Origin of the sequence: Pseudomonas sp. LH1G9 (assembly GCF_002949975.1) — a bacterium.
Classification (GTDB): domain Bacteria; phylum Pseudomonadota; class Gammaproteobacteria; order Pseudomonadales; family Pseudomonadaceae; genus Aquipseudomonas; species Aquipseudomonas veronii.
In genome coordinates this window covers 1,728,446-1,753,687 of record NZ_CP026880.1, presented here as the reverse complement: position 1 = coordinate 1,753,687, position 25,242 = coordinate 1,728,446, and the positions used below count along the sequence as shown (strand labels likewise).

The window sequence follows — 25,242 nt, the reverse complement described above, 5'->3', positions numbered from 1 at the left end:
GCTATTGATAGGTAAAGTAATTGATCTCCACAGCTAACATCACCATGCAGTTCGGCGCCAAGCCGCTCTTCGAGAATGTCTCGGTCAAATTCGGCGCCGGTAACCGTTATGGTTTGATCGGTGCCAACGGTTGCGGCAAGTCGACCTTCATGAAAATCCTCGGTGGCGACCTGGACCCGTCCGGCGGCCAGGTCATGCTGGAACCGAATGTGCGCCTGGGTAAACTGCGCCAGGACCAGTTCGCCTACGAAGAATTCACCGTGCTCGACACCGTGATCATGGGTCACGAAGAACTGTGGAAGGTCAAGGCCGAGCGCGATCGCATCTACTCGCTGCCGGAAATGAGCGAAGACGACGGCATGGCCGTGGCCGAGCTGGAAACCGAGTTCGCCGAGATGGACGGCTACACCGCCGAATCCCGCGCCGGTGAACTGCTGCTGGGCCTGGGTATTCCCCTGGAACAGCACTTCGGCCCGATGAGCGAAGTGTCCCCCGGCTGGAAACTACGCGTATTGCTGGCCCAGGCGCTGTTCTCCGACCCTGAAGTGCTGTTGCTCGACGAACCGACCAACCACTTGGACATCAACACCATCCGCTGGCTGGAAAACATCCTGACCCAGCGCTCCAGCCTGATGATCATCATCTCTCACGACCGTCACTTCCTGAACAGCGTATGTACCCACATGGCTGACCTGGACTACGGCGAGTTGCGCCTGTTCCCGGGCAACTACGACGAGTACATGACCGTGGCGACCCAGTCCCGCGAGCAACTGCTGTCGGACAACGCCAAGAAAAAAGCGCAGATCTCCGAACTGCAATCCTTCGTCAGCCGCTTCTCGGCCAACGCCTCGAAAGCCAAGCAGGCCACTTCCCGTGCCAAGGCGATCGACAAGATCCAGCTGGCCGAGGTCAAGCCTTCGAGCCGTGTGAGCCCGTTCATCCGTTTCGAACAAACCAAAAAGCTGCACCGCCAGGCGGTCATCGTCGATCGCATGGCCAAAGGCTTCGACGGCAAGCCGCTGTTCAAGGACTTCAGCTTTCAGGTTGAAGCCGGCGAGCGCGTGGCGATCATCGGCCCGAACGGTATCGGCAAGACCACCCTGCTGCGCACCCTGGTCAACGAACTGACGCCGGATGCCGGCAGCATCAAGTGGACCGACGCCGCCGAACTGGGCTACTACGCCCAGGACCACGCCCACGACTTCGAAGACGACATGAGCCTGTTCGACTGGATGGGCCAGTGGACACAGGGCGAGCAAGTGATCCGCGGCACCCTGGGGCGCATGCTGTTTTCCAACGACGAGATCCTCAAGTCGGTCAAGGTCATCTCCGGTGGCGAACAAGGTCGCATGCTGTTCGGCAAGCTGATCCTGCAAAAGCCCAACGTGCTGATCATGGACGAACCGACCAACCACTTGGACATGGAATCCATCGAAGCGCTGAACCTGGCACTGGAAAACTACCCGGGCACGCTGATCTTCGTCAGCCACGACCGTGAGTTCGTATCGTCCCTGGCCACCCGCATCATCGAGTTGAGCGCCAACGGCGTGATCGACTTCAGCGGCACCTATGACGACTACCTGCGCAGCCAAGGCGTGGTCTTCTAAGCACTGCGATCAGCTGTTAGCAACAAGAAAAAGCCCCGTCCACTGCGACGGGGCTTTTTTGTATCTGTCGGTCAGCCAGGTTGATAGTTAGGGTGCTTTCTTTTCCCCCGAGCCCTTGCGATGATGCCCTCACCGCCCGCCCGCGAACGAGTGCTCATGTCTGCCGCCGCCCCGAGTTCACTGTCGATCACCCTGCAGATCGTCTCGATCGTCTTCTACACCTTTATTGCCTTTATCTGCATCGGCCTGCCGATCGCGGTGATCCCAGGCTACGTACACGAGCAACTGGGTTTCAGTGCGGTGGTGGCCGGGCTGACCATCGGTTCGCAATACCTCGCCACCCTGCTCAGCCGCCCCATGGCCGGGCGCATGTCCGATAACGTGGGCACCAAACGCGCAATCGTGCTCGGCCTGGGCGGCATCCTGGCCAGCGGCGGGCTGACGCTGCTGGCAACACTGCTGCAAAGCCTGCCGCTGTTGAGCCTGGGCATCCTGATCGTCGCTCGTTTGTTGCTCGGCGTGGCCCAGGGCCTGATTGGCGTGGGCACCATCAGTTGGTGCATGGGCCAGGTCGGCGCCGAGCATACGGGGCGCTCGATTTCCTGGAACGGCATTGCGTCCTACGGCGCCATCGCGATTGGCGCGCCGCTGGGCGTGGTAATGGTCGCCGAATACGGCTACAACAGCCTTGGCATCGCCCTGTCGGTGCTGGCGGCGCTGGGCTTGGTGCTGATCCGCAATAAACCGTCCGTGCCGGTGGTCCGCGGCGAGCGCCTGCCGTTCTGGGCGGTGTTCGGGCGTATCGCCCCGTTTGGCGCCAGCCTGTGCCTGGCGTCCATCGGCTACGGCACCCTGACCACCTTTATCACCCTGTATTACCTCAATCGCGGCTGGGCTGGCGCGGCCTATTGCCTGACGGTATTTGGCGTGTGTTTCATCGTTTCGCGCCTGGTGTTTATCTCGGCCATCAGCCGCTTTGGCGGCTTCCGCGCGGCGATTGGGTGCATGATCATCGAGACCCTGGGCCTGACGCTGTTGTGGCTCGCGCCGTCTACCGGCGTGGCATTGATCGGTGCAGGGCTGACCGGCTTCGGTTTGTCGCTGGTGTACCCGGCGCTGGGCGTGGAAGCGATCAAGCAGGTGCCCAACAGCAGCCGTGGCGCGGGGCTGAGTGCCTACGCCGTGTTTTTCGACCTGGCCCTGGCGATTGCCGGGCCCTTGATGGGGGCGGTGGCGTTGAACCTCGGCTACGGCTGGATCTTCTTCTGCGCCGCACTGCTGTCGCTCAGCGCCTTGGGCGTGACTTTGCTGCTCAAACGTCGCGCTTACTGATCCGCCGTCTGCAGGCCGGCACGGGTGGATCGCCCGAGGGTGTGAGCGAAAAAGCGCCCGGCTTCGGAGGTCAGATCGCGGTGAATGCCTTCGCGGTCGACGCCATCGGCATCGGTGCAGATCGCCGGCATCAGCGCCAGTTGATCGCTGTCGCAGGGCGCCATGAACACGAAATGCCCGGCCCCGGCCAGCAATTTGAAGTCCGGCGGTTCGGGCAGCTTGCGCGCCAGGGCGGCGGCGTTCTTGTCCACCGCCACCAGCTTGTCGCCATCACCGCTATAGAGCAGCACCGGCACGTGGACGTCGGCCAGGGTGTGGCGCCCGAACATCAAGCTCAGCGGCGCCATCAACATCAACGCGTGAATGCGTGGGTCGGCTTGTGGCTGCAAGTCATCACGGTCCACCACCAGCTCGCCTTTGGTGGTGCAGGCGTCGCGGTCTTCCGGACGCTCCTGGCAATAGCGGCGCAGGCGGTCGAAATCGGGCTTGGCGCCCGCCAGGATCAACGCGGTTTCGCCACCGGCCGAGTAGCCGATGACACCCACTTGGTCGACGTTGACGAACGGTGAAAGCATCGGGTCGCCCAGGGTCGCGGTGATCGCTTCGGAAATCTGGATCGGCCGCCCATACAGGTTGCTCAACGTGCCCAGGCGGCTGTGATCCTTGTAGTTGTCGCCAGGGTGCAGCACCGCCACGACTACAAAGCCCTTGCGCGCCAGGGAGGTCGCCAGGTCATGCAGGGCCAGCGGCGTTCCTGTGTTGCCGTGGGACAGCATCAGCATCGGGAAACGGCCGATAGCGATCTTCGAATCTTCCGTGGCGGCCACGTGATACCCACCCACCCGGGTGGTGTGCTCAACGTCGGTGGACGGATAGAACGCGATGGCATTCATCGGCTGCAGATCCAGCGGGTCGAGAAAACTCATGCGGTGGAAGCCCACACTCCAATGCGGGTGCGGCGCAGGCGCGGCGTGCACTGAAACCAGGCCACCAAGCAGGGAAAGAACCAAAACAGCACAAAGACGCATCATGAGGATGTCCACCTTTGCTGCGCGATAACCGGCATGTCTATTCAAGATGTCCATGGTTCAAGGTACTCGCACCGAGTGATAAACCCATGCGTGCATAACCTGGGCCAAAGTAAAGACAGCGGGCCAACGAAAAAACTCCGTACTCCGGTCGCGTTCAGGCGAGCAGAATACAGAGTTTAGGCGCCCGGCTTCAGATTGAAACCGAGCAACAGCGAAATTTACACAAGCCTTACGCGGCGGCGAACAATTGTTCGTTGATGACAACGTTGGCGTCGCTCAGGGACTTGCTGCGGAACTCATCGCCATACGCCAGGCCCTGGGCGCGGACGAATTCGATGTCGGTGATGCCGAGGAAGCCCAGCATGACTTTCAAGTATTCCTCGTGGGCCACGCCGGTTGCCTGGCCAACATGCAGGCCGCCGGACGTGGAGACGATGATGACTTTCTTGTTGCCGCACAGGCCTTCCGGGCCGGCTTCGGTGTAACGGAAGGTCTGGCCGGCCACTGCAATGCGGTCGATCCAGGCCTTGAGCTGGGACGGGATGGTGAAGTTGTACATCGGCGCGCCCAGCACCACGGCGTCGGCGGCGAGGAACTCAGCCAGGGTCGACGCGCTGAGGTCGGCTTCGTGCTGCTGCGCGGCATCGCGCAGTTCGGTCGGCGTGCCCAGCGCAGCCAGGGTGGCGCCGGAGAAGTGGTTGATCGCTTCGCTGGCCAGGTCACGGTAAGTCACTTCCACACCCGGCTCGGCCGCTTGCCAGGCCTTGACCACGCCGGCACTGAGCTGGCGCGAAGCCGAGTTGTCGCCGAGGATGCTGGAATCGATGTGCAACAGTTTCATGGGTAAGCTCCAAATAAGATCAGCGGTGCGAATCAGATGGTGTTAAGCCTACGCATGAAACCAATAGCCGATAAGGTAGTTGAAATGCGATAGTTCGTCCTACTGACAGGACAATAGGCCGAGCATGCAAGACCTCAATGACCTCTACTATTTCGCCAAAGTCGTGGAAGCCGGCGGCTTCGCGGCGGCCGGGCGCCTGCTGGGGATTCCCAAGTCACGCCTGTCGCGACGGATCGCCGAGCTGGAAGAACGCCTTGGCGCGCGCCTGCTGCAGCGCACCACCCGGCAACTGACCCTGACCGCCGTCGGCGAGCGTTACCTGCGCCATTGCCAGGCGATGCTGCTGGAAGCGGAAATGGCCGACGAGGCCGTGGCCAGCATGTCCAGCGAACCCCGCGGGCGGCTGCGGGTCAGTTGCCCGGTGGGCATGGCCCAGCACATCCTGCCGGAGCTGGTCGCCGGGTTTCTCGCCGCCCACCCCCAGGTGCAGCTGGAAATGACCCTGGTCAACCGCCGCGTCGACCTGGTGGCCGAAGGCATTGACGTGGCGTTGCGGGTGCGCGAGCTCGGCGATGAAGACCCGCTGCTGGTCACCAAGCGCCTGCGCCAGGCCCAAACGCTGCTGGTCGCCAGCCCGGACTTCATGCGCGGCCGACAGGTCGACAACCTCGACGACCTCAAACAATTGCCGGTGCTCGGCGCCCTGGAAGCCGACCGCATGGTCCACCTGCGCCTGCTCGACCCCCAAGGCAACGCAGAAGACCTGGTGATGGAAGCCCGCCTGGGCATCGATGATTTCATTGTGCGCAAAGCCAGCGCACTCAAGGGCCTGGGCTTCACCGTGCTGCCGATGATGTATTGCGAAGAAGAACTGGCCAGCGGCCAACTGGTGCAACTGCTGCCGCAATGGTCGCTGCCGGGCGGCTGGTTGCAGGCCGTGTACCCGCATCGCCGTGGCGTGCTGCCGGCGATTCGTGCGTGGATCGATTACCTGGAAGAAGGTTTTAAAAGCTGTGGAGACCGCCTGTTATGAGCATGACCGAAGAACAAGTCGCGCACTTCTGCCTGAGCCTGCCCGGCGCGCGGGAAGACTATAAATGGGGTGGCGTGCGAGTGTTTTCGATTGCCGGCAACAAGATGTTCGCCTTGCAGAACCTGCGGGGTGACTCGTTGGCGTTCAAGGTCGACAAGGAACTGTTCCTCGGCCATGTGGACCGCCCGGGCATCCACCCGGCGCCGTACCTGGCGCGCGCGCAGTGGATCATCATGAACACGCCCTACCCGCTGGGCACCGAGGAGTTGCGTGGCCTGTTGCAGCGCTCTCACCAGTTGGTGGTGAGCAAGTTGCCCAAGCGCACGCAGATCGGGTTGTTGCTAGAGGACTGACCCCAGCGTGCCGCTGAGGAACAACTGGTCAAGCCAGAACACCTGATGCAACAGCACGATTGCCCAGAACAGCACCTGATACGAGACCTTGCGCGTCTTGTGCCGGAACACCTGCTGGGCAATCAGCGCCCCCGGCCATCCGCCCGCCAGCTCGACGGCGTGCAGGATGTTTTCGGGAATGCGCCGAGCGTCGGTACGCGCCTTGTGCTTGTCGCTCCAGTACAGCAAAAACGCAATCACGCTGACCACGCCATAGGCCGCCAGCGGCAGCACGGTCTCGCCGCGATGCCACACCAATACCGAGCCCAATAACGGCGCCGCGCACAACAGCGCAAAGATCAGCGCCTTCAGGCGTGGGTGCTGAATCATCATGCCTTGGCCGCAGACCAATCGATCCAGCCGAACTGCCAGGTCGCCAGGATCAGCAAGCCGAATGCAATCCGATACCAGGCAAATGCCGCATAGCTATGGCTGGCGATGAACTTGAGCAGGCCCTTGACCGCAATCATCGCGAAGATGAACGAGGTGACAAACCCGATGGCGAACACCGGCAGGTCAGCCGGCTGGAACAGGTCGCGGTACTTGTAGCCCGAATACACCGCCGCACCGACCATGGTCGGCATGGCCAGGAAGAACGAAAACTCAGTGGCGGCCTTGCGCGACAGGCCGAACAGCAGGCCGCCGATAATGGTCGAGCCCGAGCGCGAGGTGCCCGGGATCATCGCCAGGCACTGGGCAAAACCGACCTTGAGCGCGTCCTTCCAACTGATCTCATCGACGCTCTCGGCATGCACTTCATGCTCGCGCCGCTCGGCCCACAACATCACGATGCCGCCCACCACCAACGCCGTGGCGACGGTGATCGGGTTGAACAGGTAATGGTGAATCAGGTCAGCGAAAATCACCCCCAGCACCACGGCCGGCAGGAATGCGATCAGCAGGTTGACGGTAAAGCGCTGCGCATTGCGCTGGGTCGGCAAACCGGTCACCACGTCGAGGATCTTGCGGCGAAACTCCCAGACCACCGCCAGAATCGCACCCAGCTGAATGATGATGTTGAACGCCATGGCGCGTTCGCCACCAAAGTTAAGCAAATCGGCGACGATAATCTGGTGGCCGGTACTGGAGACCGGCAAAAACTCCGTCAGCCCTTCTACCACGCCGAGTATCAACGCCTGTGCGGCGGTCCACAAATCCATACGTCCCCCAAAGGTCTTGTTCTAAGACAAGCCTCGTTAGTCTTTTTAATGGTTCACTGACGACGAGCGCACAAAAAGGCCCGGTGCTGATAATCAACGCCGGTCTGCAAAAATTCCGTGAAAAATCAGGCAGTACTCAGGTTTTTCGATTTCAGGCCGAAAGCCTATCAGACAAGGCGTAAAAGTCGATGCAGCGCCGACAATTATAAAAAGTACGGAGTGACAGGACGATGAACAGTTTACGCAATATGTCGATCAGCCGCCGTCTCTGGTTGATCCTGGTAGTTGCCGTGTTGATGCTGTTGGCCCTGGGTTTGCTGATGCTCAAACAGATCCATGACGACCTCTATGAAGCCAAAAGCCTGCAGACCCGACACGTCGTACAGACCGCCAGTGGAATCCTGACGTTTTATCACAGCCTCGAAACCAGCGGCGTCATGCCCCGTGAAGCGGCACAAAAACAAGCCCTGAGCGCGGTGCGCGGCCTGCGCTATAACAAAGACGAATATTTCTGGATCAACGACCTGACGCCGGTGATGATCATGCACCCGGCCAACCCCAAGCTCGATGGCCAGAACCTCTCGTCGATTCGCGACCCGGACGGCTTTGCGATATTCAACGAGTTCGTGAGCCTGGCCAAGGCCAAGGGTGCCGGTATCGTCAATTACCGCTGGCCGAAGCCGGGTGCCGATACGCCGATAGAAAAAACCTCGTATATCCAGTTGTTCGAACCGTGGGGCTGGATCATCGGCTCCGGCGTGTATGTGGATGACGTGCAAGCCGAATTCAACGCGCAAGTGTGGAAAGCCTCGGGGGTCGGCCTGGGCATCGCCGTGGTCATGGCCCTGCTGGTTTCGTTGATTGTGCGCAGCATCGTGCGCCCGCTGCAGGCCGCCGTGAATGCCATGGCCAGTATCGCCAGCGGCGAGAGCGACCTGACGCGCAGCCTCGACACCCATGGCCGCGACGAAGTCACTCAACTGTCCCAGCACTTCAACAGCTTCACCGCCAAGCTGCGCCACGTCGTCGGCCAGTTGCAGATGTGCGCCAATGCGCTGGGCCAGTCCTCCACTGAGCTGGGCAACAACGCCAGCCAGGCCCACGACCGCAGCCAGCAACAGTCGCAACAGATGGAACTGGTGGCCACCGCGGTCAATGAAGTCACCTACGGCGTGCAGGACGTGGCCAAGAACGCCGAGCACGCCGCCAGCGAAATGCGCGATGCCCAGGCCCAGGCCGAGCAAGGCCAAGTGAACATCGACAGCAGCTTGCAGCAGATCGACCAACTGTCCACCACCATCAGCCAGGCCGTGGAAGTGATTCGCACCCTGTCGAGCGAAAGCACGCAGATCGGTGGCGTGCTCGAAGTGATCCGCTCCATCGCTGACCAGACCAACCTGCTCGCCCTCAACGCCGCCATCGAAGCCGCGCGTGCCGGTGAGCAAGGCCGCGGGTTTGCGGTGGTGGCGGACGAAGTGCGGCTGCTGGCCCAACGCACGCAGAAATCCACTGCTGAAATCCAGGTCATGATCGAACGTCTGCAAGGTCACTCGGAAGCGGCGGTCAAGGTCATCAGCGACAGCCACAGCGCGTCGCAACTGACCATCGAACAGGCCGGCCAGGCCGGGGCCAGCCTCACCGCCATCGGCCAGGCCCTGCGCAACCTCAATGGCCTGAATGCCTCGATCGCCAGCGCCACCCTGCAACAGGCCCACGTGGTCGAGGACATCAACCAGAACGTGACCCAGGCCGCCGGGTTGTCCCACAACACGGCAGTGGCGGCCGAACAGTCCAGCGTGGCCAGCGCACACTTGCGCGGGTTGAGCGAGCAGCTCGACGGCCTGCTGCGTCAATTCAAAGTCTGACGCCACTCAAACTGTGGGAGGGGGCAAGCTCCCTCCCACATTTGCCTTCCTGTGTTTTGAAGATTGGTTACAATCCCCGCCCTTTCCCTCTCTCCCAAGGAACCACCATGTCCGGGCTTGAACTGTTCGCCGCCGCGCTGGGGGTGATCGCTGTCTGGCTGACGGTCAAACAAAACCCCTGGTGCTGGCCCATCGGCCTGGTGATGGTGCTGCTCTACACCTGGGTGTTCTACGACGTGAAACTCTATTCCGACATGCTGTTGCAGGTGGTCTACGCCGCCCTGCAAGTCTACGGCTGGTGGCAGTGGACCCGACGCGTCGCCGACATCAAGCCAGGTCGCCAGGTCACCAGCCTGGGCTGGCCCGCGATCCTCACCAGCCTGGCTATCGGCGCGGTCGGCAGCCTGTTGCTCGGCGCCGCCATGGCTCACTGGACCGACGCCGCCCAACCCTGGCTCGACGCCGCCCTCACCGGCTTCAGCCTGGTGGCGCAGATGTGGATGGCGCAAAAGCGCGTGCAGTGCTGGCCATTGTGGATTGTCGTGGATGTGATTTTCGTCGGGCTGTTCCTCTATAAAGGCCTCTACCTCACCGCCGCGCTCTATGCGCTGTTCACCGCGATCGCCGTGCAAGGCTGGCGCGAATGGCGTGCCGACGCGGCGTTGCGCGCATGAAGGTGGTGGTCCTGGCCGGCCCCGAATCCAGCGGTAAAAGCTGGTTGGCCGCGCAGTTGCAAATGCAGTTCGGCGGGCTGATGGTGGGCGAGTACGTGCGGCACTTCATCGACCACCATCAGCGCGACACCACGCTGGCCGACATCCCGGCCATCGCCCGTGGACAACTGGCCTGGGAAGATGCCGCCCGCGCCGAGCGCCCTGCGCTGCTGATCCTCGACACGCACCTGCTGACCAACAGACTCTGGAGCCAGACCCTGTTCGGCGACTATCCGACATGGCTTGACGACGAACTGCTGGCCCGCCACTACGACCTGCACCTGCTGCTGTCCCCCGACGACGTGGAATGGACCGCCGACGGCCAGCGTTGCCAGCCGGAACTGGCCGACCGCCAGGCGTTTTTCCAGCACAGCCTGGATTGGATGCAGCAGCATCGCCAGGCCCTGGTGGTGATCAGGGGAAATTGGGAAGAACGCCGCGCCAAAGCCTTCGCAGCCGTCAAACAGATACTGTAGGAGCGAGCTTGCTCGCGAAAAACGCAAGAACACCGCGTTAATCCAGAATGCCCGCGTTATCGTTGACGCTCTTCGCGAGCAAGCTCGCTTCTACAGTGAGTTGCGGCGCTTAGTAGCCCAGGGACAGGCCGGTATTGCGACGCGGGTCGTTGGCCCCATAGAAACGGTTGTTGCCGACCGGCTTGCCGTCCAGGGATGGCGCGCCCACCAGGATCGCCGCCAAGTGGTTGGCATCCTGTGGCCCGGCAAACTTGTGGCCCCAGCTCTCAAGGATCTTCTGCGTATCCGGGCTGACCGCGAAGGTCTCCAGGTTAGTGGTGTCCGGCATCCACTGCTGGTGGAAACGCGGCGCGTCGACGGCCTCCTGGATGTTCATCTTGTAATCGATGACGTTGAGAATGGTCAGCAAGGTCGCGGTAATGATGCGACTGCCGCCCGGCGTGCCGACCACCATCACGGCCTTGCCATCCTTGGTCACGATGGTCGGGCTCATCGACGACAGCGGCGCCTTGCCCGGTGCGATGGCGTTGGCTTCACCCTGGACCAGGCCGTACATGTTCGGCACGCCGACCTTGACGGTGAAATCGTCCATTTCATCGTTGAGGATCACCCCGGTCTTGCTCGCCATCACACCGGCACCGAACCAGTCATTGAGGGTGTAGGTCACCGAGACCGCGTTGCCCCACTTGTCGACGATGGAATAGTGGGTGGTGTTGTTGCCTTCATGGGGCGCTACGCCCGGTTTGATCGCCAGGGAGTCGCCGGCCTTGTTCGGTTCGATGGCGTCACGCAGTTTCGTGGCGTAGTTTTTGTCCAGCAGGTGTTCGATCGGGTTCTTTACGAAGTCCGGATCGCCGAGGTAGCTGTTGCGGTCCACATACGCGTGGCGCATGGCTTCGATCTGGTAGTGCAGGCCCTGGGCCGAGTGGTAGCCCAGGTCGGCCATCGGGTAGCCTTCAAGGATGTTCATGATCTGGCAGATCACCACGCCACCGGAGCTCGGCGGCGGTGCAGAGACCACGTGGTAGCCCCGGTAGTCGCACTCGATGGGCGCCAGTTCACGGGTCTTGTACTTGTCGAGGTCGGCCTGGGTGATGATGCCCTTGCCGGCCTGGCTGGAATCCACCAACGCCTTGGCGACCCAGCCTTTATAGAAACCGTCGCTGCCCTTGGCGGAGATTTCCTTGAGGGTCTTGGCCAGGTCTTTCTGCACCAGCTTCTGGCCGACCTGCAACGGCTGGCCGTTGTGCAGGAAGATTGCGCGCAGGTCCTTGTCTTTTTCGAACTCGCCGGTGGCGGTGTGCAGCAGGTCGATATCACCCTGCTCCAGCGCGAAGCCGTTTTCCGCCAGTTTGATCGCCGGGGCAATCACCTGGGCGCGCTTGAGGGTGCCGTATTTGCTCAGGGCCAGCTCCATGCCGGACACGGTGCCGGGGACGCCGACGGCCAGGTGGCCCTTGGCGCTCAGGCCTTCGACGACGTTGCCGGCCTTGTCCAGGTACATGTCGGCGGTGGCGGCCAGCGGGGCTTTTTCGCGGAAGTCGAGGAAGGTCTTGCGCCCGTCGGCCAGTTGCACGGTCATGAAGCCGCCGCCGCCCAGGTTACCCGCCGCCGGGTACACCACTGCCAACGCGTAGCCCACGGCCACGGCGGCATCCACCGCGTTGCCGCCGGCCTTGAGCACATCTACGCCGACATGCGTGGCCAGATGCTGGGCCGTTACCACCATGCCATTTTCACCGGCCACCGGGGCCTGGGAGGCGGCTTGCACGCCGCTGACCGTCAATACCAGCGCAGTGGCAATCAAAGTACGGCTGAAGGGTTGGTATTTCATCCTTGGCTACTCGGGTTATTGAGATGCACCAAAATAGCCCGACTTGGATGCAATCCCCAGCGCAGTGGCGTTTTTATGACAGAACCTGTCGGTCACGGAACGATTCAGCGCTGGCCTCGACGGCCAATGGCGCTAGAATCGGCGCCATTCTTCACCTGACTCTCCGACACGAGCCTCCCCATGAGCTTTGATTTCGACACGATCCACCCCCGCCTCGGCACCGGCAGCACCAAGTGGAACCGTTACCCGCCCGACGTGTTGCCGATGTGGATCGCCGACATGGACATCGCCGCGCCACCCGCCGTGCTTCAAGCCCTGCACCAGCGTCTCGACCAGCAGATTCTCGGCTACAGCGTGGCCGGCCCGGACGTGCGCGCGGCCATCGTTGCCGACCTGTGGGCCAAATACGCCTGGCGCGTGCAACCGGACGAATTGCTGTTTCTGCCCGGGGTAGAACCCGGTTTCAATATGGCGCTGCATGCCTTCGTGCAGCCCGGTCAAGCGGTGGTGCTGCAAACCCCCAACTATCGGCCGATTCGCCTGGCGCCCGGAAACTGGAACCTGCCGCGCATCGAGGTGCCGTTCAAGCTGGTCAACGCGCAGTACATCACGCCGATGCCGCTGCTGCGCCAGGCGCTGACAGGGGCCGGCGCATTATTGCTGAGCAACCCGCACAACCCGGTGGGCAAAGTCTTCCCCCGCGAAGAACTGCTCGCAGTGGCCAATGCCTGCCTGGAACAGGGCGCGCTGATCATCAGCGATGAAATCCACGCCGAGCTGTGCTTCGACGGCCGTCGCCACATCCCCACCGCCAGCCTCAGCCCGGAAATCGCCCAGCGCACCATCACGCTGATGTCCGCGAGCAAGGCCTACAACGTGGCCGGCCTGAAGACCTGTTTTGCCGTAGTGCAAAACGCCGAGATGCGCGAGCGCTTCAACCAGGCGCGTTGCGGCATGGTCGACAGCGTCAGCCCCCTGGGCCTGGAAGCCACCCGCGCGGCCTACAGCCAATGCAGCGACTGGCTCGAGGCGTTGCTGCAGTACCTGCAGGCCAACCGCGACTACCTGCTCGACGCGGTAAAAACCCGCCTGCCCGGCGTGGTCATGCATGCGCCTCAAGGCACCTTTCTGGCGTGGCTGGATTGCAGCGCCCTGGGCCTGGACGACCCGCAACAGTTCTTCCTGGAACAGGCCAAGGTCGGTTTGAGCGCGGGGATCGAATTCGGCGATGACTGCCAGCAGTTCGTGCGCCTGAACTTCGGCTGCCCGCGGGCGTTGCTGGAAGAGGGTCTGCAGCGGATGGAACGCAGCTTGCTCACCCGTTAAAACTGACTGGCTCCTTCCCGGGGCCAGTCGTTCGATGGTGTTGGCCCACCCTTGGGCGTGCGTCAGGTTTGAGGATGACCAGTTTCAACTTTCATGCTGCTCACCTGCACAGTCCGGATGGATGAGCCCGCTTGGCGTGGCGCATTTATCACCATAGTCACACCGTCGTTGGTGATGAACATTGGTCGTGCCCGATCATCCTCCGTATCGCTGGAAAAGGCATTGTTGAAGACAAGTGCGCGGCTATTCCACGGCGTATCGCCGCTCGTATCAACGGATAAATCACCGGTGGGCGAAACACGCCAGCCAGAGTTGACCGTTGAGCGTGAACATATGGTCCTCATCATTATCCTGGATAAAACTTTGCAGTCGTTCAACCGTAGTCACATTGGAAAAAGACTGGAAATGCGCGATTTTCTTCAGCCCTTCCGTATTTGATTCCTGGGTTTTTATCGAAATCGTATTCGTCTTGAAGTTAATGACGTGCCCCGCTTATCGCGGCTACTTTGTCCGCTCCATCTTCTTTATAGGGGGTCGTTAGTATGATATTATCGACTTAACCTCCCTGTATAGATGAATGCCTTGATCGGAAAACACTAGCAAAGCAAAAAGCATTCAACTGTCAGACTTATCTGTTTACCGTCATTATCGTTTGATAACAATATATTTCGACTGCACGCCTGAAACTCAAACACTAAAGAATACGCGCGACCAATGCCCTTGCTCCCTTCCACCCAAGATCGGTACGCAGCTCCATACGCGGTTCAAAAACAGCGCCAACAGTAAGAAGGTCGAAACCCACAACGACACTCCCAAACTGTTTGACTACCTGCAGCGCCCCCTCACTAAGTTCCAGGCATTTATCTCATTTTATACCCTGCACCAACGCTCATAAAAACCATGCACCCTTTGAATACTCCGACAGGTTCGACTCAGCCAGGACTTCGAGTCCCTCTGCGGCGTAGTTGCCAGCCAGAACGCCGGCGACCAGAGCCTCGGCGTCAACAGCGCCGCCATCGCCAGCAAGCGGGCGCCTACAGTGAATTACGCAAGTCTTTAGAGTTTGGCGATGGAAACTTCAGTCGATTTCACAAAGGCAATCACTTCACTGCCCACCTTCAACTCCAGGTCACGCACCGAGCGCGTGGTGATCACTGAAGTAACGATGCCGGACGCGGTCTGCACGTCGATTTCCGACACCACTTCCCCCAGCAGAATCTCCTTGATCACGCCCTTGAACTGATTACGCACGTTGATCGCTTTAATGGTCATGTCGGCTTTCCTTTTGGCTGTTAGGTCGATCTGCACGAATGTGCAGAGCCTCAAAGTGCGCCACCCACAAAAACATTAAAAGGAATATATAACTATTTGTTTATTCCATATGGGTATATCAAAGCTGTTTCACCGCCAACAGTCGATCAACAGCTTGCCCTCCCCGCTACAGCCTTCTCCGCTCGAAACCACGTAAACATGCGTGGGCTGGCCTTGCAACCACGCGAAGCCGTCAGCCTGCTGGGCCCCAGTGTCTGAAACCTTCCGTCGAAACGAAACAAAACAACTGCCACATTTTTGATCGCCAGTGTCTTCAAGTGAGTGTGACCCAATACCGCGTCCGCGCCTGCACCTCGAACCCTAGACTCGAGGCCAGCAGGCTGAGGATGCGGTCGGTGTCATCCAGGCGAAAACTGCCCGTCACCCGCAACGTCTCCAGGTTCGGCGCCCAGCGCAACACGCCTGGGCGATAGCGCGCCAGCTCGCGCAGAAAATCCCCCAGTGCCTGGTTCTGTGCGGTCAGCACGCCGTCGCGCCAGCCTAGTTGCAACACATCGAACGGCACCCGCGCACCGAGCCCGCCGGCGCTTAATGGCGCTTGCTGGCCGTCCTGCAACGTCGCCAGTTGCCCGTTCACGTCGCGCACCTGCACGCGGCCCTTGAGCACCGACACCCGGCAGCCGGCAGCCAGTTGGCGCACGCACACCTCGGCCTGACTGACCCGCACCTCGCCGTAGCGCGTGCGTAGCGTCATCGCGTGTGCGCCCGGCACGTTCAGTGCCAGTTCGCCGTCCACCAGCGTGATGCGCCGTTGCGCCGGGTCCACATCCACGGCCGTGGCGGTGTTCAGTTGCAGGCTGCCGCCCTCGGCCAACGGCAGGCGTCTGCGCTCGCCGGTGGCGGTGTGCAGGTCGGCGCGCCAACTATCTATAGGTAACTGGCGACTGATCAACCAGGCCGTCGGCACCAGCGCCGCCACGCCCAACGCACGCTTGAGCAACGCCCGCCGCCCCACTTGCGGGCGGTCGAGGCTGGCCATCGCCAACGCCTGGGGCAGCGCGCTGAAGCGCTGGCGCAGGGCCTGAGCTTTCTGCCAGGTGTGTTCGTGCTGCGGATGACTGTCGCGCCAGTGCTGCAACGCAGCATGATCGCGTTCAGTGGCCGCCCCCGATTCCAGCAGCGCAAGCCATTGCGCGGCCGTTCGCGCAACCTCACGGTTCACAGGTCCACCAGCAGGCAATGTTCATAGGCTTGCGCCATGTAACGCTTGACCGTGCGCTCCGACACCTCAAGCCGCTCGGCAATCTCTCGATAGCCCAGGCCCTCCAGCTGACTCCAAAGAAACGCCCGGCGCACCAGTGCAGGCAAGCCGTCGAGCAATTCATCCAGGGCTTGCAGGGTTTCCAACACCAGCCAGCGCTGCTCGGGAGATGGCACGCAGGCTGGCGGCAGGTTGCCGAGTGCGGTCAGATAAGCCTGCTCAAGGCTGCGTCGCTGATGAAAATTGACCAGCAGGCGCTTGCCCACCGTCACCAGATAGGCCCGCGGTTCCTGCATCTGCGCGAGCGGCTGGGCACTGGCGAGCACCCGCACGAAAGTGTCCTGGCTCAGGTCAGCCGCATCCCAGGCATTGCCCAGGCGCCGCCGCAGCCAGCTTTCCAACCAACTGCGATGGTCGCGATACAGGCTCGACAACGTCGGTTCGGCGGCGTGCGAAGGGACAACAGCATCATTCATGGCAAGCAACCTGCGCAGCGCGACTGAGTCTCAAATGAGATTAATTCTAATTAATATCGCGGCGAGACACCACGTTCTTTTCAACGGGGCGTTCATACGGGCATCAAAGGCCAGTGAACCCAGGCTTTGCCACCACAGGTGTGCCTGGCAGCGACCTAAAACCGCACACGTTGTCCGTTGACCATGCTGATCACACCCCATATAGTGTGCCCACACCAACAAACAACCACTACATAGTGTGCGAACTCGTAAAACGCTGACCACACTATGCGCAGTATTTCAATGCCTTGAAGCCTGCAAATCACTTATTTTTGGACGGGTTCACACACCGTCAGCACAGACCAGGAAGGAGTATTTCAATGCTGAGTTGGGATGAAGTCGACAACGAAGACACCGGTGCAGCGGTGATCAGAGGCGCCAACGCCGGCCACGCCACCGAAGCCAACATGGACCGCCTCGACGGTGCCGGCGCCGCTGCCGCCATCGAAGCCCGCGCCGTCACCGCCAACGATTCCGCCGCGATCATCCGCGCCAAGGCTGCCCTCGACAAACTCGACATCGCCGAAGGCCTCGCCGAGCTCGAAGGCGCCTCCGCCCGCGTCGCTGTCGACGAAAAGCGCATGATCAACTGCCGCGCCGACCTCAACCAGCTCGTGCCCTTCAAGTACGACTGGGCCTGGCAGAAATACCTCGACGGCTGCGCCAACCACTGGATGCCGCAAGAGGTCAACATGACCGCCGACATCGCGCTGTGGAAAAACCCCGAAGGCCTGACCGACGACGAGCGTCGCATCGTCATGCGCAACCTCGGCTTCTTCTCCACCGCCGACTCGCTGGTCGCCAACAACCTGGTCCTGGCCGTGTACCGCCTGATCACCAACCCGGAGTGCCGCCAGTACATCCTGCGCCAGGCCTTCGAAGAGGCGATCCACACCCACGCCTACCAGTACTGCATCGAATCGCTGGCCATGGATGAAGGCGAGATCTTCAACATGTACCACGAGATCCCATCGGTCGCGAAAAAAGCCGCCTGGGGCCTGAAATACACGCGCTCCATCTCCGACCCGAAATTCGAAACCGGCACCGTCGACACCGACAAAGAACTGCTGCGCAACCTGGTGGCCTACTACTGCGTACTGGAAGGCATCTTCTTCTATTGCGGCTTCACCCAGATCCTCTCCATGGGCCGCCGCAACAAAATGACCGGCGTGGCCGAGCAGTTCCAGTACATCCTGCGCGACGAGTCGATGCACCTGAACTTCGGCATCGACGTGATCAACCAGATCAAAATCGAAAACCCACACCTGTGGGACGCCGAGATGAAGGAAGAAGCGACCCAGATGATCCTGCAAGGGACCCAACTGGAGATCGAATACGCGCGCGACACCATGCCACGCGGTGTACTCGGCATGAACGCGGCGATGATGGAGGACTACCTCAAGTTCATCGCTAACCGTCGTCTGTCGCAGATCGGTTTGAAGGAAGAGTATCCAGGGACGACTAACCCGTTCCCATGGATGAGCGAGATCATGGACTTGAAGAAAGAGAAGAATTTCTTTGAGACCCGTGTGATCGAGTACCAGACTGGCGGTGCGTTGAGCTGGGATTGATTGAAAAAAACGGCCCCTTCAGGGGCCGTGTTGTTTCACCTGTCGATGTTTTTTTATGCCCAATCAAACCATCAAGACCCCCTGCGTCGGCCTGTGCTCCACCGTTTACGGTGATCTGGTCTGCCGCGGGTGCAAGCGTTATCACCATGAAGTCATCCAGTGGAATGGCTACAACGCCGAGGAAAAACAGGCGGTGTGGCTGCGCCTTGAGCAACTGCTGGTGCAGGTGATGGCCTCCAAGCTGGACGTGTTCGACCCACAGCGCCTGCGCCAGCAACTGGAAAGCCGCAAGATTCGCTTTATGCCGCACCAGTCGCCGTACTGCTGGGCCTACCAGTTGATCGCCCGGGGTGCGCGGGTGATTACCAGGCTGGAGGCATATGGCCTGGTGTTGCTGCCGGAATTTCGCGAGCACAGCCTGGCGGATTTGCGCGATGGAATTGATCGCGAGTTTTTCCTGCTGTCCGAGGCGCATTACCAGCGGTATATCGCCCCCGTGTTCTTGAAAGAGGCCTTTGGGCCAGCCCTGATCGCCACGCTCTAAATGTGGGAGGGGGCTTGCTCCCGATAGCAGTGTGTCAGTCAGCTTATGGGGCACTGACCCGGCGCAATCGGGGGCAAGCCCCCTCCCACATTTAGGTCCAGGACGCTGCACGCTCCGCCTGGAGGCCATAGCGTTCAATCGCCTGCTGGCACACCTTGCGCGCCAGACTGCCCTGCTCCGCCAATGCCGTTAGCGCCGCCAACACCAGGTGATGGCGATCCACCTCAAAAAAATCCCGCAACGCCGCCCGTGTATCGCTGCGCCCGAAACCGTCGGTGCCGAGTACGGTGTAGGGGGAATCCAGGTACGAAGCAATCATCTGCGGCACCGCCCGCACGTAGTCCGACACTGCAACCACCGGGGCGCCCTTGGGCAGGCTATCATTCACATGACTGACGCGCTGGATCGCCTGCGGATGCAAGCGATTCCAACGCTCCACCTCCCGCGCCTGCCGTGCCAGTTCGCTGAAGCTGGTCACGCTGTAGACCTCACTCGCCACCTGCCAATCGTCCGCCAATAGCTGCGCAGCCGCCTGGGCTTCACGCACCAGCGTACCCGAACCGAGCAGGCGCACCTGGGCGTCAGGCGCGCCCTGCAAGCGGTACATACCTTTGATGATCGCCGCTTCCACCCCCTCGGGCAGGCTCGGCTGCGGGTAGTTTTCGTTCATCAGGGTCACGTAGTAGAACTCGTCGACATCGTGCTCCAGCATCTGGCGCATGCCGTGGTCGAGGATCACCGCAAACTCCCCGGCGAACGCCGGGTCGTAGGCACGGCAGTTGGGGACGCTGGCGGCGCTCAGGTGGCTGCTGCCGTCCTGATGCTGCAGGCCCTCGCCGCCGAGGGTGGTGCGGCCGGCGGTGGCGCCCAGCAGGAAGCCACGGGCGCGCTGGTCGGCGGCGGCCCAGATCAGGTCGCCCACGCGCTGAAAGCCGAACATCGAGTAATAGATGTAGAACGGCAACATGCGCAGGCCATGCACCGAATAGCTGGTGGCCGCCGCGACCCAGGAGCTGATGGCGCTGGCTTCGCTGATGCCCTCTTCGAGGATCTGCCCGTCGGTGGCTTCGCGGTAGCTGAGGATCGAGCCGATATCTTCCGGCTCGTAGCGTTGGCCGACGCTGGAGTAGATGCCGATCTGCTTGAACAGGTTGGCCATGCCGAAGGTACGCGCCTCGTCGGCGACGATCGGCACGATGCGTGGCCCCAGGTGCTTGTCCTTGAGCAGGTTGGTGAGCATACGCACGAAGGCCATGGTGGTGGACATCTCCTTACCCGCAGCAGCCATGGCGAAGCCGGCGTAACCGGCCAGAGGCGGCACACTGACCGGCGCGGCGGCCTGGCAGCGACTGGGCACATAGCCGCCCAGGGCGTTGCGCCGTTGATGCAGGTAGCGCAACTCCAGGCTGTCAGCGGCCGGTTTGAAGAAACTCAACGACTCGGTCTGCTCATCCGTCAGCGGCAACTGGAAACGATTGCGGAAGGCGATCAGCGCCTCGCGATCGAGTTTCTTCTGCTGGTGGGTGGTCATCTTGCCCTGCCCGGCTTCGCCCATGCCGAAGCCTTTTTTGGTCTGGGCCAGGATCACCGTGGGCTTGCCCTTGACCCGCCGCGCCGCGTGGTAGGCGGCGTGGATCTTGACCATGTCGTGGCCGCCGCGCTTGAGGCGGTCGATCTGTTCGTCGCTCATGCCCTCGACCAGCCTGGCCAGGGACGCGCTCTGGCCGAAGAAGTGCTCGCGGTTGTAGGCGCCGTCCTTGGCGGCGAAGGTCTGGAACTGCCCGTCCACGGTCTGCGACAGCGTATTGACCAGGGCGCCGTCGCTGTCCTTGGCGAGCAAGGCGTCCCAGTCCGAGCCCCACACCAGCTTGATCACGTTCCAGCCGGCGCCGCCGAACAACGCCTCCAGCTCATCGATGATCCGCCCATTGCCACGCACCGGGCCGTCGAGGCGTTGCAGGTTGCAGTTGACCACCCAGGTCAGGTTGTCCAGGCCTTCGCGGGCGGCCAGGGTCAGGGCCGACATGCTTTCCGGCTCGTCCATTTCGCCGTCGCCGAATACGCCCCAGACGTGGCGCTCGGTGGTGTCCTGCAAGCCGCGGTGCTGCAGGTAACGCATAAAGCGCGCCTGGAAAATCGAGCTGATCGGGCCGATGCCCATGGAGCCGGTGGGAAACTGCCAGAAGTCCGGCATCAACCACGGGTGCGGGTAACTCGACAAACCGCGCGCGCCGACCTTGGCCCCGCCGATTTCCTGCCGGTAGTGCGCCAGGTCCTGCTCGCTCAGGCGCCCCTCCAGGAACGCCCGCGCATAAATGCCCGGCGCGGAATGCGGCTGGTAGAACACCAGGTCGCCGCCAAAGCCGTCGTGGCGGGCACGGAAAAAGTGATTGAAGCCCACTTCGAACAAATCCGCCGCGCTGGCGTAGCTGGCGATATGACCGCCGAGTTCGCCATACGCCTGGTTGGCGCGCACCACCATGGCCAGGGCGTTCCAGCGCACCAGCGAGGCCAGGCGTTCTTCGGTGGCCAGGTCGCCGGGAAACGCCGGCTGCCGCTCGACGCTGATGCTATTGATATACGGGGTGCCGTGACGGGGTTTCCAGTCGATGTGCGGGGCGCCGCCTTCACGGGCCAGCACGTCGAGGATCTGCCGCGCCCGCGCGGGGCCGGCGTTGGCCACCAGCGAGGCCAGGGCGTCGCGCCACTCGTCCTGCTCGATTTGATCACCGGCGAGCTGATCCGTTGTGGTGTGATTCACTGCGCTCGCAAAACCGTTCATGGGCACCTCCAGGCTTTTTTTCCAGTTTATGTCGATGACTGAGGATTTTTTGCCTGATGTCAGGCGTACCAAAGCGTATTTTGAGCATGAATCGCTGCCAATCAGACGTTTCCCAGCACGTTGTGCTCCAACCCCCCGAAACCTCGCCATTGTGTTTAAAATGCCGCCCGCTCAACGAACGACGCTCAACGATGAACCCCGACGCCCTCGCCACACTGCACGCCCACCTGCTGACCGCCCTGGCCACGCCACCGACCGAAACCCGGCGCCTGTTCCACGGCCGCGGCCGTTGCTGGCCGGGCCTGGAGCAACTGACCGTGGACTGGCTGCAGGGCGTGGTGCTGGTTGCGCTGTTCAAGGAGCCGGAGGCGGCGCACCTGGACGCGCTGAAACAGCTGCTGGTTCAGTTCGAATGGGCGCAGTCCGGCGCCCACACGGTAGCCCTGCAGCACCGCTACCTGCCGCAAAGCACCACCGAATGGCTGGTGGGCGATGCGATCGATGAGCTGACGATTACCGAAGGCGGCCTGCGCTACCTGATCGACCTCGGTAAAAAACAGAACAGCGGGCTGTTTCTCGACATGCGCTACGGCCGCAACTGGGTGCGCGAACAGGCCAAGGGGCTGCGGGTACTCAACCTGTTCGCCTACACCTGCGGGTTTTCCGTGGCGGCCATCGAGGGCGGCGCCGAGCATGTGGTGAACCTGGACATGGCCCGCGGCGCCCTGAGCCGAGGTCGCGACAACCATCGCCTGAATGGGCATGACCTGAGCCGCGTTACCTTTCTTGGCCACGACTTGTTCAAGTCCTGGGCCAAGGTCATCCACAGCGGCCCCTATGATCTGGTGATCATCGACCCGCCGTCCTTCCAGAAAGGCAGTTTCCTGCTGACCAAGGATTACCAGCGCGTGCTGCGCCGCCTGCCGGATTTGCTCACGCCACAAGGCACGGTGCTGGCGTGCATGAATGACCCGGCGTTCGGCGAGGACTTCCTGATCGATGGCGTGACCCGCGAAGCACCGGGCCTGCGCTTTGTCGAACGGCTGGAAAACCCGCCGGAATTCCCGGATATCGATCGGCAAAGCGGCTTGAAAGCCTTGGTGTTCCGCCAAGGCTGATGCCGAAACGTCCGACGCTTGCTACGCTAAGCAATCACCGGGGTGGTGAACCTTATCCTCCCCTTCCCGGTCGATACCTGCATCCCCTGGCCAGACTCGACGCTGCCACAGCGTCGGCTGCCCCGTTTCACCCTTTGGAGAACCGCCCGTGATATCGACCCTGCATGTAGCCAGACTGAAAGCCTGGGGCGCCCACGGCTTCACTGCCACCGGAGTGGTGTTGGCCTTCCTGGCCACGCTGGCCTTGCTGGAGAACTCACCCAAGGCGTGCCTGCTGTGGCTGGGCCTGGCACTGGTGGTCGATGGCGTCGACGGTTCCCTGGCCCGCCGCGTGAATGTCAGCACGGTACTGCCCAGCTTTGACGGCTCGGTGCTGGACCTGGTGATTGATTACCTGACCTATGTGTTTATCCCAGCACTGTTTATCTACCGCTATATCGACCTGCCGGACTTTACCCACCTGTTCACGGTGTCGGTGATCCTGGTGTCGTCGCTGTTCTGCTTCTGCAACGTGAACATGAAAAGCAAGGACAACTACTTCGTCGGCTTCCCCGCCGCCTGGAACGTGGTAGCCCTCTGCGTGTATATCATCCAGCCCGACGCGTGGGTGACGTTGCTCACGGTGATTGGCCTGGCGCTGCTGACCGTGACGCCGATGAAGTTCCTGCACCCGTTCCGGGTCAAGCGGTTCATGCCGATCAACATCGCGGTGACCACGCTCTGGTTGCTGTGCAGCTTCTTGATGGTGGTGGATTACCCGAACACCAACCCGTGGACGTTTGGGTTGTGGTCGCTGATGTCGGCGTACTTCCTCGGGATCTGCATCTGGCGCACCGCGCTGGAGTGGCTGGGCACCCACAAATAGCCAGGCCGGCACCGTTTGAATGTGGGAGGAGGCTTGCGCCCTCCCACATTTGGATTTGCGTACATCGGGCAGGTAAGATGGCCGCCTTTCGCATAGCGCCCTGCCAACCATAAGCCCTGCCCATGCCCTTCGAACTCAGCGTAGACCTCACTACCCTCGCCATCCTGGCCGTCGTTGCGTTCATCGCCGGCTTCATCGACGCCATCGCCGGCGGTGGCGGCTTGCTCACCACCCCGGCCCTGCTCACCGCCGGCATGCCGCCCCATTTGGTACTGGGCACCAACAAACTCAGCTCCACCTTCGGCTCGGCCACCGCCAGTTTCACCTTTTACCGACGCAAGCTGTTTCACCCGCGCCAGTGGGTACATGCCATCGTCGGTACGTTTATCGGCGCCCTGGCCGGCGCCATCGTCGCCCACTACCTGCCCGCCGAAACCCTGAACAAGATGCTCCCGGTGATCGTCTTCGGTTGTGGCCTGTACCTGTTGTTCGGCGGCACGCCCAAGGCGCCGCTGGAGGGCGACGCACCGATCAAGAAGAAATGGCAGGCCACCCAAGGCTTCGGCCTGGGCTTCTACGACGGCGTGGCCGGCCCCGGCACCGGCGCGTTCTGGACGGTGAGCACGATGCTGCTGCACCCCATCGACCTGGTCAAAGCCAGCGGCGTGGCGCGCAGCATGAACTTCGTCAGCAACGCGGCGGCGCTGTCGGTGTTTATCATCAACGGTTCGGTGGACTGGATCGTCGGGCTGGCCATGGGCGTGTCGGTGATGGTGGGCGCGTTCTTTGGCGCGCGCAGCGCAATCAGCGGCGGCGCCAAATTCATTCGTCCGGTGTTTATCACCGTGGTCCTCGGCCTGACGGTGCGCCTAGCCTGGCAGCACTGGTTCAGCGTGGCCTAAGCGACGGGCCACGTAGAGGTCGATCAGGTAACGCGCAATCGAGCGTGACGCCGGCAACGGCGGCAAGTCGTGGATGTTGAACCACTGCGCGTCCTCGATCTCATCGGCCTGGGGCACGATATCGCCACCGGCGTACTCGGCATGGAAGCCCAGCATCATCGAATGGGGAAACGGCCAGCACTGGCTGCCCACGTACTGGATATTGCGGACTTCCAGCTGCACTTCTTCGTGAACTTCGCGGATCAGGCAGTCTTCGGCCGACTCACCCGGCTCGGCAAACCCCGCCAGCGTGCTGTAGACCCCGGGGACAAAGCGCGGCGACCGCGCCAGCAGGATCTCGTCGCCACGGGTCACCAGCACAATCATGCTCGGCGAGATGCGCGGGTAGCTGCGCAGGTCACAAGCCTCGCAGAACATCGCCCGCTCCCGAGGCACCTGGACCATGGCCTGGCCGCAACTGCCACAAAAACGGTGTTCCCGCGCCCAGGTGCCGATCTGCGCGGCATAGGCCAGCACTTTGTACAGCCGGTGATCGCCTTGCAGCATGAAGCCGCGCAGGCCTTGCCAACTGCATCCAGGCACGTCGCTGGTGGCATTGAGTTCGAGCAGGTACACCGGCTCGCCGTCAAGATGGCCGATGCCGTGTTCGGCGAACACCGCCAGGTCCTGGCGCTTGAGCCATTCCCGCGGGAACAGCGCGCCATTGGTGTCGTGTAAAAAACCCTCGCGGCTGCGCGCGACGGCCCAGCCGCCGGGGGTTTGGTTGTCCAGCAGTGTGGTGGTAATCCAGCCTGGGGTCATA

Annotated in this window: 24 protein-coding genes; 14 read left to right on the top strand and 10 right to left on the bottom strand. The window is 61.8% G+C overall.

Annotated elements, in window-relative coordinates:
- Nucleotides 1–20 precede the first annotated feature (20 nt).
- On the top strand, nucleotides 21–1,607 hold the full coding sequence (locus C5F70_RS08345; protein WP_026140064.1) for an ABC-F family ATPase: 1,587 nt from the start codon (nucleotides 21–23) through the stop codon (nucleotides 1,605–1,607).
- 156 nt (nucleotides 1,608–1,763) lie between these two features.
- Nucleotides 1,764–2,939, top strand: a complete 1,176-nt coding sequence (locus C5F70_RS08340; RefSeq protein ID WP_057005542.1) for an MFS transporter — start codon at nucleotides 1,764–1,766, stop codon at nucleotides 2,937–2,939.
- Here the strand turns inward: C5F70_RS08340 and C5F70_RS08335 are convergent.
- Nucleotides 2,933–3,970 (bottom strand): dienelactone hydrolase, encoded by a 1,038-nt coding sequence (locus C5F70_RS08335; protein ID WP_026140063.1) that lies wholly within the window; start codon nucleotides 3,968–3,970, stop codon nucleotides 2,933–2,935. The genes C5F70_RS08340 and C5F70_RS08335 overlap by 7 nt on opposite strands.
- Nucleotides 3,971–4,199: 229 nt before the next feature.
- Entirely contained in the window at nucleotides 4,200–4,811 is a 612-nt protein-coding gene (locus C5F70_RS08330) for an FMN-dependent NADH-azoreductase (RefSeq protein ID WP_104903082.1), read from the bottom strand.
- 124 nt (nucleotides 4,812–4,935) lie between these two features.
- Between C5F70_RS08330 and C5F70_RS08325 the strand changes: the two genes are divergently transcribed.
- Both C5F70_RS08325 and C5F70_RS08320 read left to right on the top strand, forming a co-directional pair.
- Nucleotides 4,936–5,844 carry a LysR substrate-binding domain-containing protein gene (locus C5F70_RS08325; RefSeq protein WP_017847256.1) on the top strand — a complete coding sequence of 303 codons (909 nt, stop codon included), beginning with the start codon at nucleotides 4,936–4,938 and terminating at the stop codon, nucleotides 5,842–5,844.
- A complete protein-coding gene (locus tag C5F70_RS08320) occupies nucleotides 5,841–6,197 on the top strand; it encodes an MmcQ/YjbR family DNA-binding protein (RefSeq protein WP_017847255.1) in 357 nt (118 codons plus the stop codon). Before C5F70_RS08325 ends, C5F70_RS08320 begins: the two co-directional genes overlap by 4 nt.
- Here C5F70_RS08320 and C5F70_RS08315 read toward each other — a convergent pair.
- Together C5F70_RS08315 and C5F70_RS08310 are read right to left on the bottom strand one after the other, a co-directional pair.
- Nucleotides 6,186–6,569, bottom strand: coding sequence for a DUF1294 domain-containing protein (locus C5F70_RS08315; protein ID WP_017847254.1), 384 nt, complete (start codon nucleotides 6,567–6,569; stop codon nucleotides 6,186–6,188). The genes C5F70_RS08320 and C5F70_RS08315 overlap by 12 nt on opposite strands.
- Nucleotides 6,566–7,396, bottom strand: a complete 831-nt coding sequence (locus C5F70_RS08310) for an undecaprenyl-diphosphate phosphatase (protein WP_104903081.1) — start codon at nucleotides 7,394–7,396, stop codon at nucleotides 6,566–6,568. The genes C5F70_RS08315 and C5F70_RS08310 overlap by 4 nt, the downstream gene beginning before the upstream one ends.
- Nucleotides 7,397–7,626: 230 nt before the next feature.
- On the opposite strand from C5F70_RS08310, the gene C5F70_RS08305 reads away from it, so the two are divergent.
- The 3 genes from C5F70_RS08305 to C5F70_RS08295 all read left to right on the top strand — a co-directional run bounded on the left by C5F70_RS08305 (nucleotide 7,627) and on the right by C5F70_RS08295 (nucleotide 10,450).
- Nucleotides 7,627–9,261 carry a methyl-accepting chemotaxis protein gene (locus C5F70_RS08305; RefSeq protein ID WP_017847252.1) on the top strand — a complete coding sequence of 545 codons (1,635 nt, stop codon included), beginning with the start codon at nucleotides 7,627–7,629 and terminating at the stop codon, nucleotides 9,259–9,261.
- Between the two features lie 107 nt (nucleotides 9,262–9,368).
- Nucleotides 9,369–9,935: a nicotinamide riboside transporter PnuC gene (pnuC, locus tag C5F70_RS08300; protein WP_104903080.1), complete on the top strand. Its 567-nt coding sequence runs from the start codon at nucleotides 9,369–9,371 to the stop codon at nucleotides 9,933–9,935.
- On the top strand, nucleotides 9,932–10,450 hold the full coding sequence (locus C5F70_RS08295; RefSeq protein ID WP_102618900.1) for an AAA family ATPase: 519 nt from the start codon (nucleotides 9,932–9,934) through the stop codon (nucleotides 10,448–10,450). Before pnuC ends, C5F70_RS08295 begins: the two co-directional genes overlap by 4 nt.
- Before the next feature lie 109 nt (nucleotides 10,451–10,559).
- Here C5F70_RS08295 and ggt read toward each other — a convergent pair whose 3' ends face one another.
- A complete protein-coding gene (ggt, locus tag C5F70_RS08290) occupies nucleotides 10,560–12,284 on the bottom strand; it encodes a gamma-glutamyltransferase (RefSeq protein WP_104903079.1) in 1,725 nt (574 codons plus the stop codon).
- A gap of 180 nt (nucleotides 12,285–12,464) precedes the next feature.
- Here ggt and C5F70_RS08285 point away from each other — a divergent pair, with 180 nt between their 5' ends.
- Nucleotides 12,465–13,610 carry a MalY/PatB family protein gene (locus C5F70_RS08285; protein WP_046383215.1) on the top strand — a complete coding sequence of 382 codons (1,146 nt, stop codon included), beginning with the start codon at nucleotides 12,465–12,467 and terminating at the stop codon, nucleotides 13,608–13,610.
- A 93-nt stretch (nucleotides 13,611–13,703) separates the two neighbouring features.
- The gene (locus C5F70_RS08280; protein ID WP_104903078.1) at nucleotides 13,704–14,048 is read left to right on the top strand and encodes a hypothetical protein; all 345 of its coding nucleotides are present in this window, start codon (nucleotides 13,704–13,706) and stop codon (nucleotides 14,046–14,048) included.
- Between the two features lie 618 nt (nucleotides 14,049–14,666).
- Here the strand turns inward: C5F70_RS08280 and C5F70_RS08275 are convergent.
- The 3 genes from C5F70_RS08275 to C5F70_RS08265 form a co-directional block, all read right to left on the bottom strand.
- Complete coding sequence (locus tag C5F70_RS08275) at nucleotides 14,667–14,882, bottom strand: molybdopterin-binding protein (protein ID WP_003173733.1); 216 nt, start codon at nucleotides 14,880–14,882, stop codon at nucleotides 14,667–14,669.
- A gap of 313 nt (nucleotides 14,883–15,195) precedes the next feature.
- A complete protein-coding gene (locus C5F70_RS08270; RefSeq protein WP_104903077.1) occupies nucleotides 15,196–16,104 on the bottom strand; it encodes a FecR domain-containing protein in 909 nt (302 codons plus the stop codon).
- Nucleotides 16,101–16,619 (bottom strand): sigma-70 family RNA polymerase sigma factor, encoded by a 519-nt coding sequence (locus C5F70_RS08265; RefSeq protein ID WP_017847246.1) that lies wholly within the window; start codon nucleotides 16,617–16,619, stop codon nucleotides 16,101–16,103. The genes C5F70_RS08270 and C5F70_RS08265 overlap by 4 nt, the downstream gene beginning before the upstream one ends.
- A gap of 359 nt (nucleotides 16,620–16,978) precedes the next feature.
- Between C5F70_RS08265 and C5F70_RS08260 the strand changes: the two genes are divergently transcribed.
- Nucleotides 16,979–18,229, top strand: a complete 1,251-nt coding sequence (locus C5F70_RS08260; RefSeq protein ID WP_079443666.1) for a ribonucleotide-diphosphate reductase subunit beta — start codon at nucleotides 16,979–16,981, stop codon at nucleotides 18,227–18,229.
- A 55-nt stretch (nucleotides 18,230–18,284) separates the two neighbouring features.
- Nucleotides 18,285–18,773 (top strand): DUF1289 domain-containing protein, encoded by a 489-nt coding sequence (locus C5F70_RS08255; protein WP_104903076.1) that lies wholly within the window; start codon nucleotides 18,285–18,287, stop codon nucleotides 18,771–18,773.
- A 91-nt stretch (nucleotides 18,774–18,864) separates the two neighbouring features.
- Here C5F70_RS08255 and mdeB read toward each other — a convergent pair whose 3' ends face one another.
- Nucleotides 18,865–21,555 carry an alpha-ketoglutarate dehydrogenase gene (gene mdeB / locus C5F70_RS08250; RefSeq protein WP_104903075.1) on the bottom strand — a complete coding sequence of 897 codons (2,691 nt, stop codon included), beginning with the start codon at nucleotides 21,553–21,555 and terminating at the stop codon, nucleotides 18,865–18,867.
- 191 nt (nucleotides 21,556–21,746) lie between these two features.
- Between mdeB and C5F70_RS08245 the strand changes: the two genes are divergently transcribed.
- The 3 genes from C5F70_RS08245 to C5F70_RS08235 all read left to right on the top strand — a co-directional run bounded on the left by C5F70_RS08245 (nucleotide 21,747) and on the right by C5F70_RS08235 (nucleotide 24,440).
- Nucleotides 21,747–22,673, top strand: coding sequence for a class I SAM-dependent methyltransferase (locus C5F70_RS08245; protein WP_046483619.1), 927 nt, complete (start codon nucleotides 21,747–21,749; stop codon nucleotides 22,671–22,673).
- Between the two features lie 148 nt (nucleotides 22,674–22,821).
- On the top strand, nucleotides 22,822–23,538 hold the full coding sequence (gene pcsA / locus C5F70_RS08240; RefSeq protein WP_017848465.1) for a phosphatidylcholine synthase: 717 nt from the start codon (nucleotides 22,822–22,824) through the stop codon (nucleotides 23,536–23,538).
- Nucleotides 23,539–23,660: 122 nt separating this feature from the next.
- On the top strand, nucleotides 23,661–24,440 hold the full coding sequence (locus tag C5F70_RS08235; protein WP_046383211.1) for a TSUP family transporter: 780 nt from the start codon (nucleotides 23,661–23,663) through the stop codon (nucleotides 24,438–24,440).
- On the opposite strand, the gene nudC is transcribed toward C5F70_RS08235, so the two are convergent.
- A complete protein-coding gene (gene nudC / locus C5F70_RS08230) occupies nucleotides 24,408–25,241 on the bottom strand; it encodes an NAD(+) diphosphatase (RefSeq protein WP_104903074.1) in 834 nt (277 codons plus the stop codon). The two genes, C5F70_RS08235 and nudC, sit on opposite strands and share 33 nt — an antisense overlap.
- Nucleotide 25,242 lies beyond the last annotated feature (1 nt).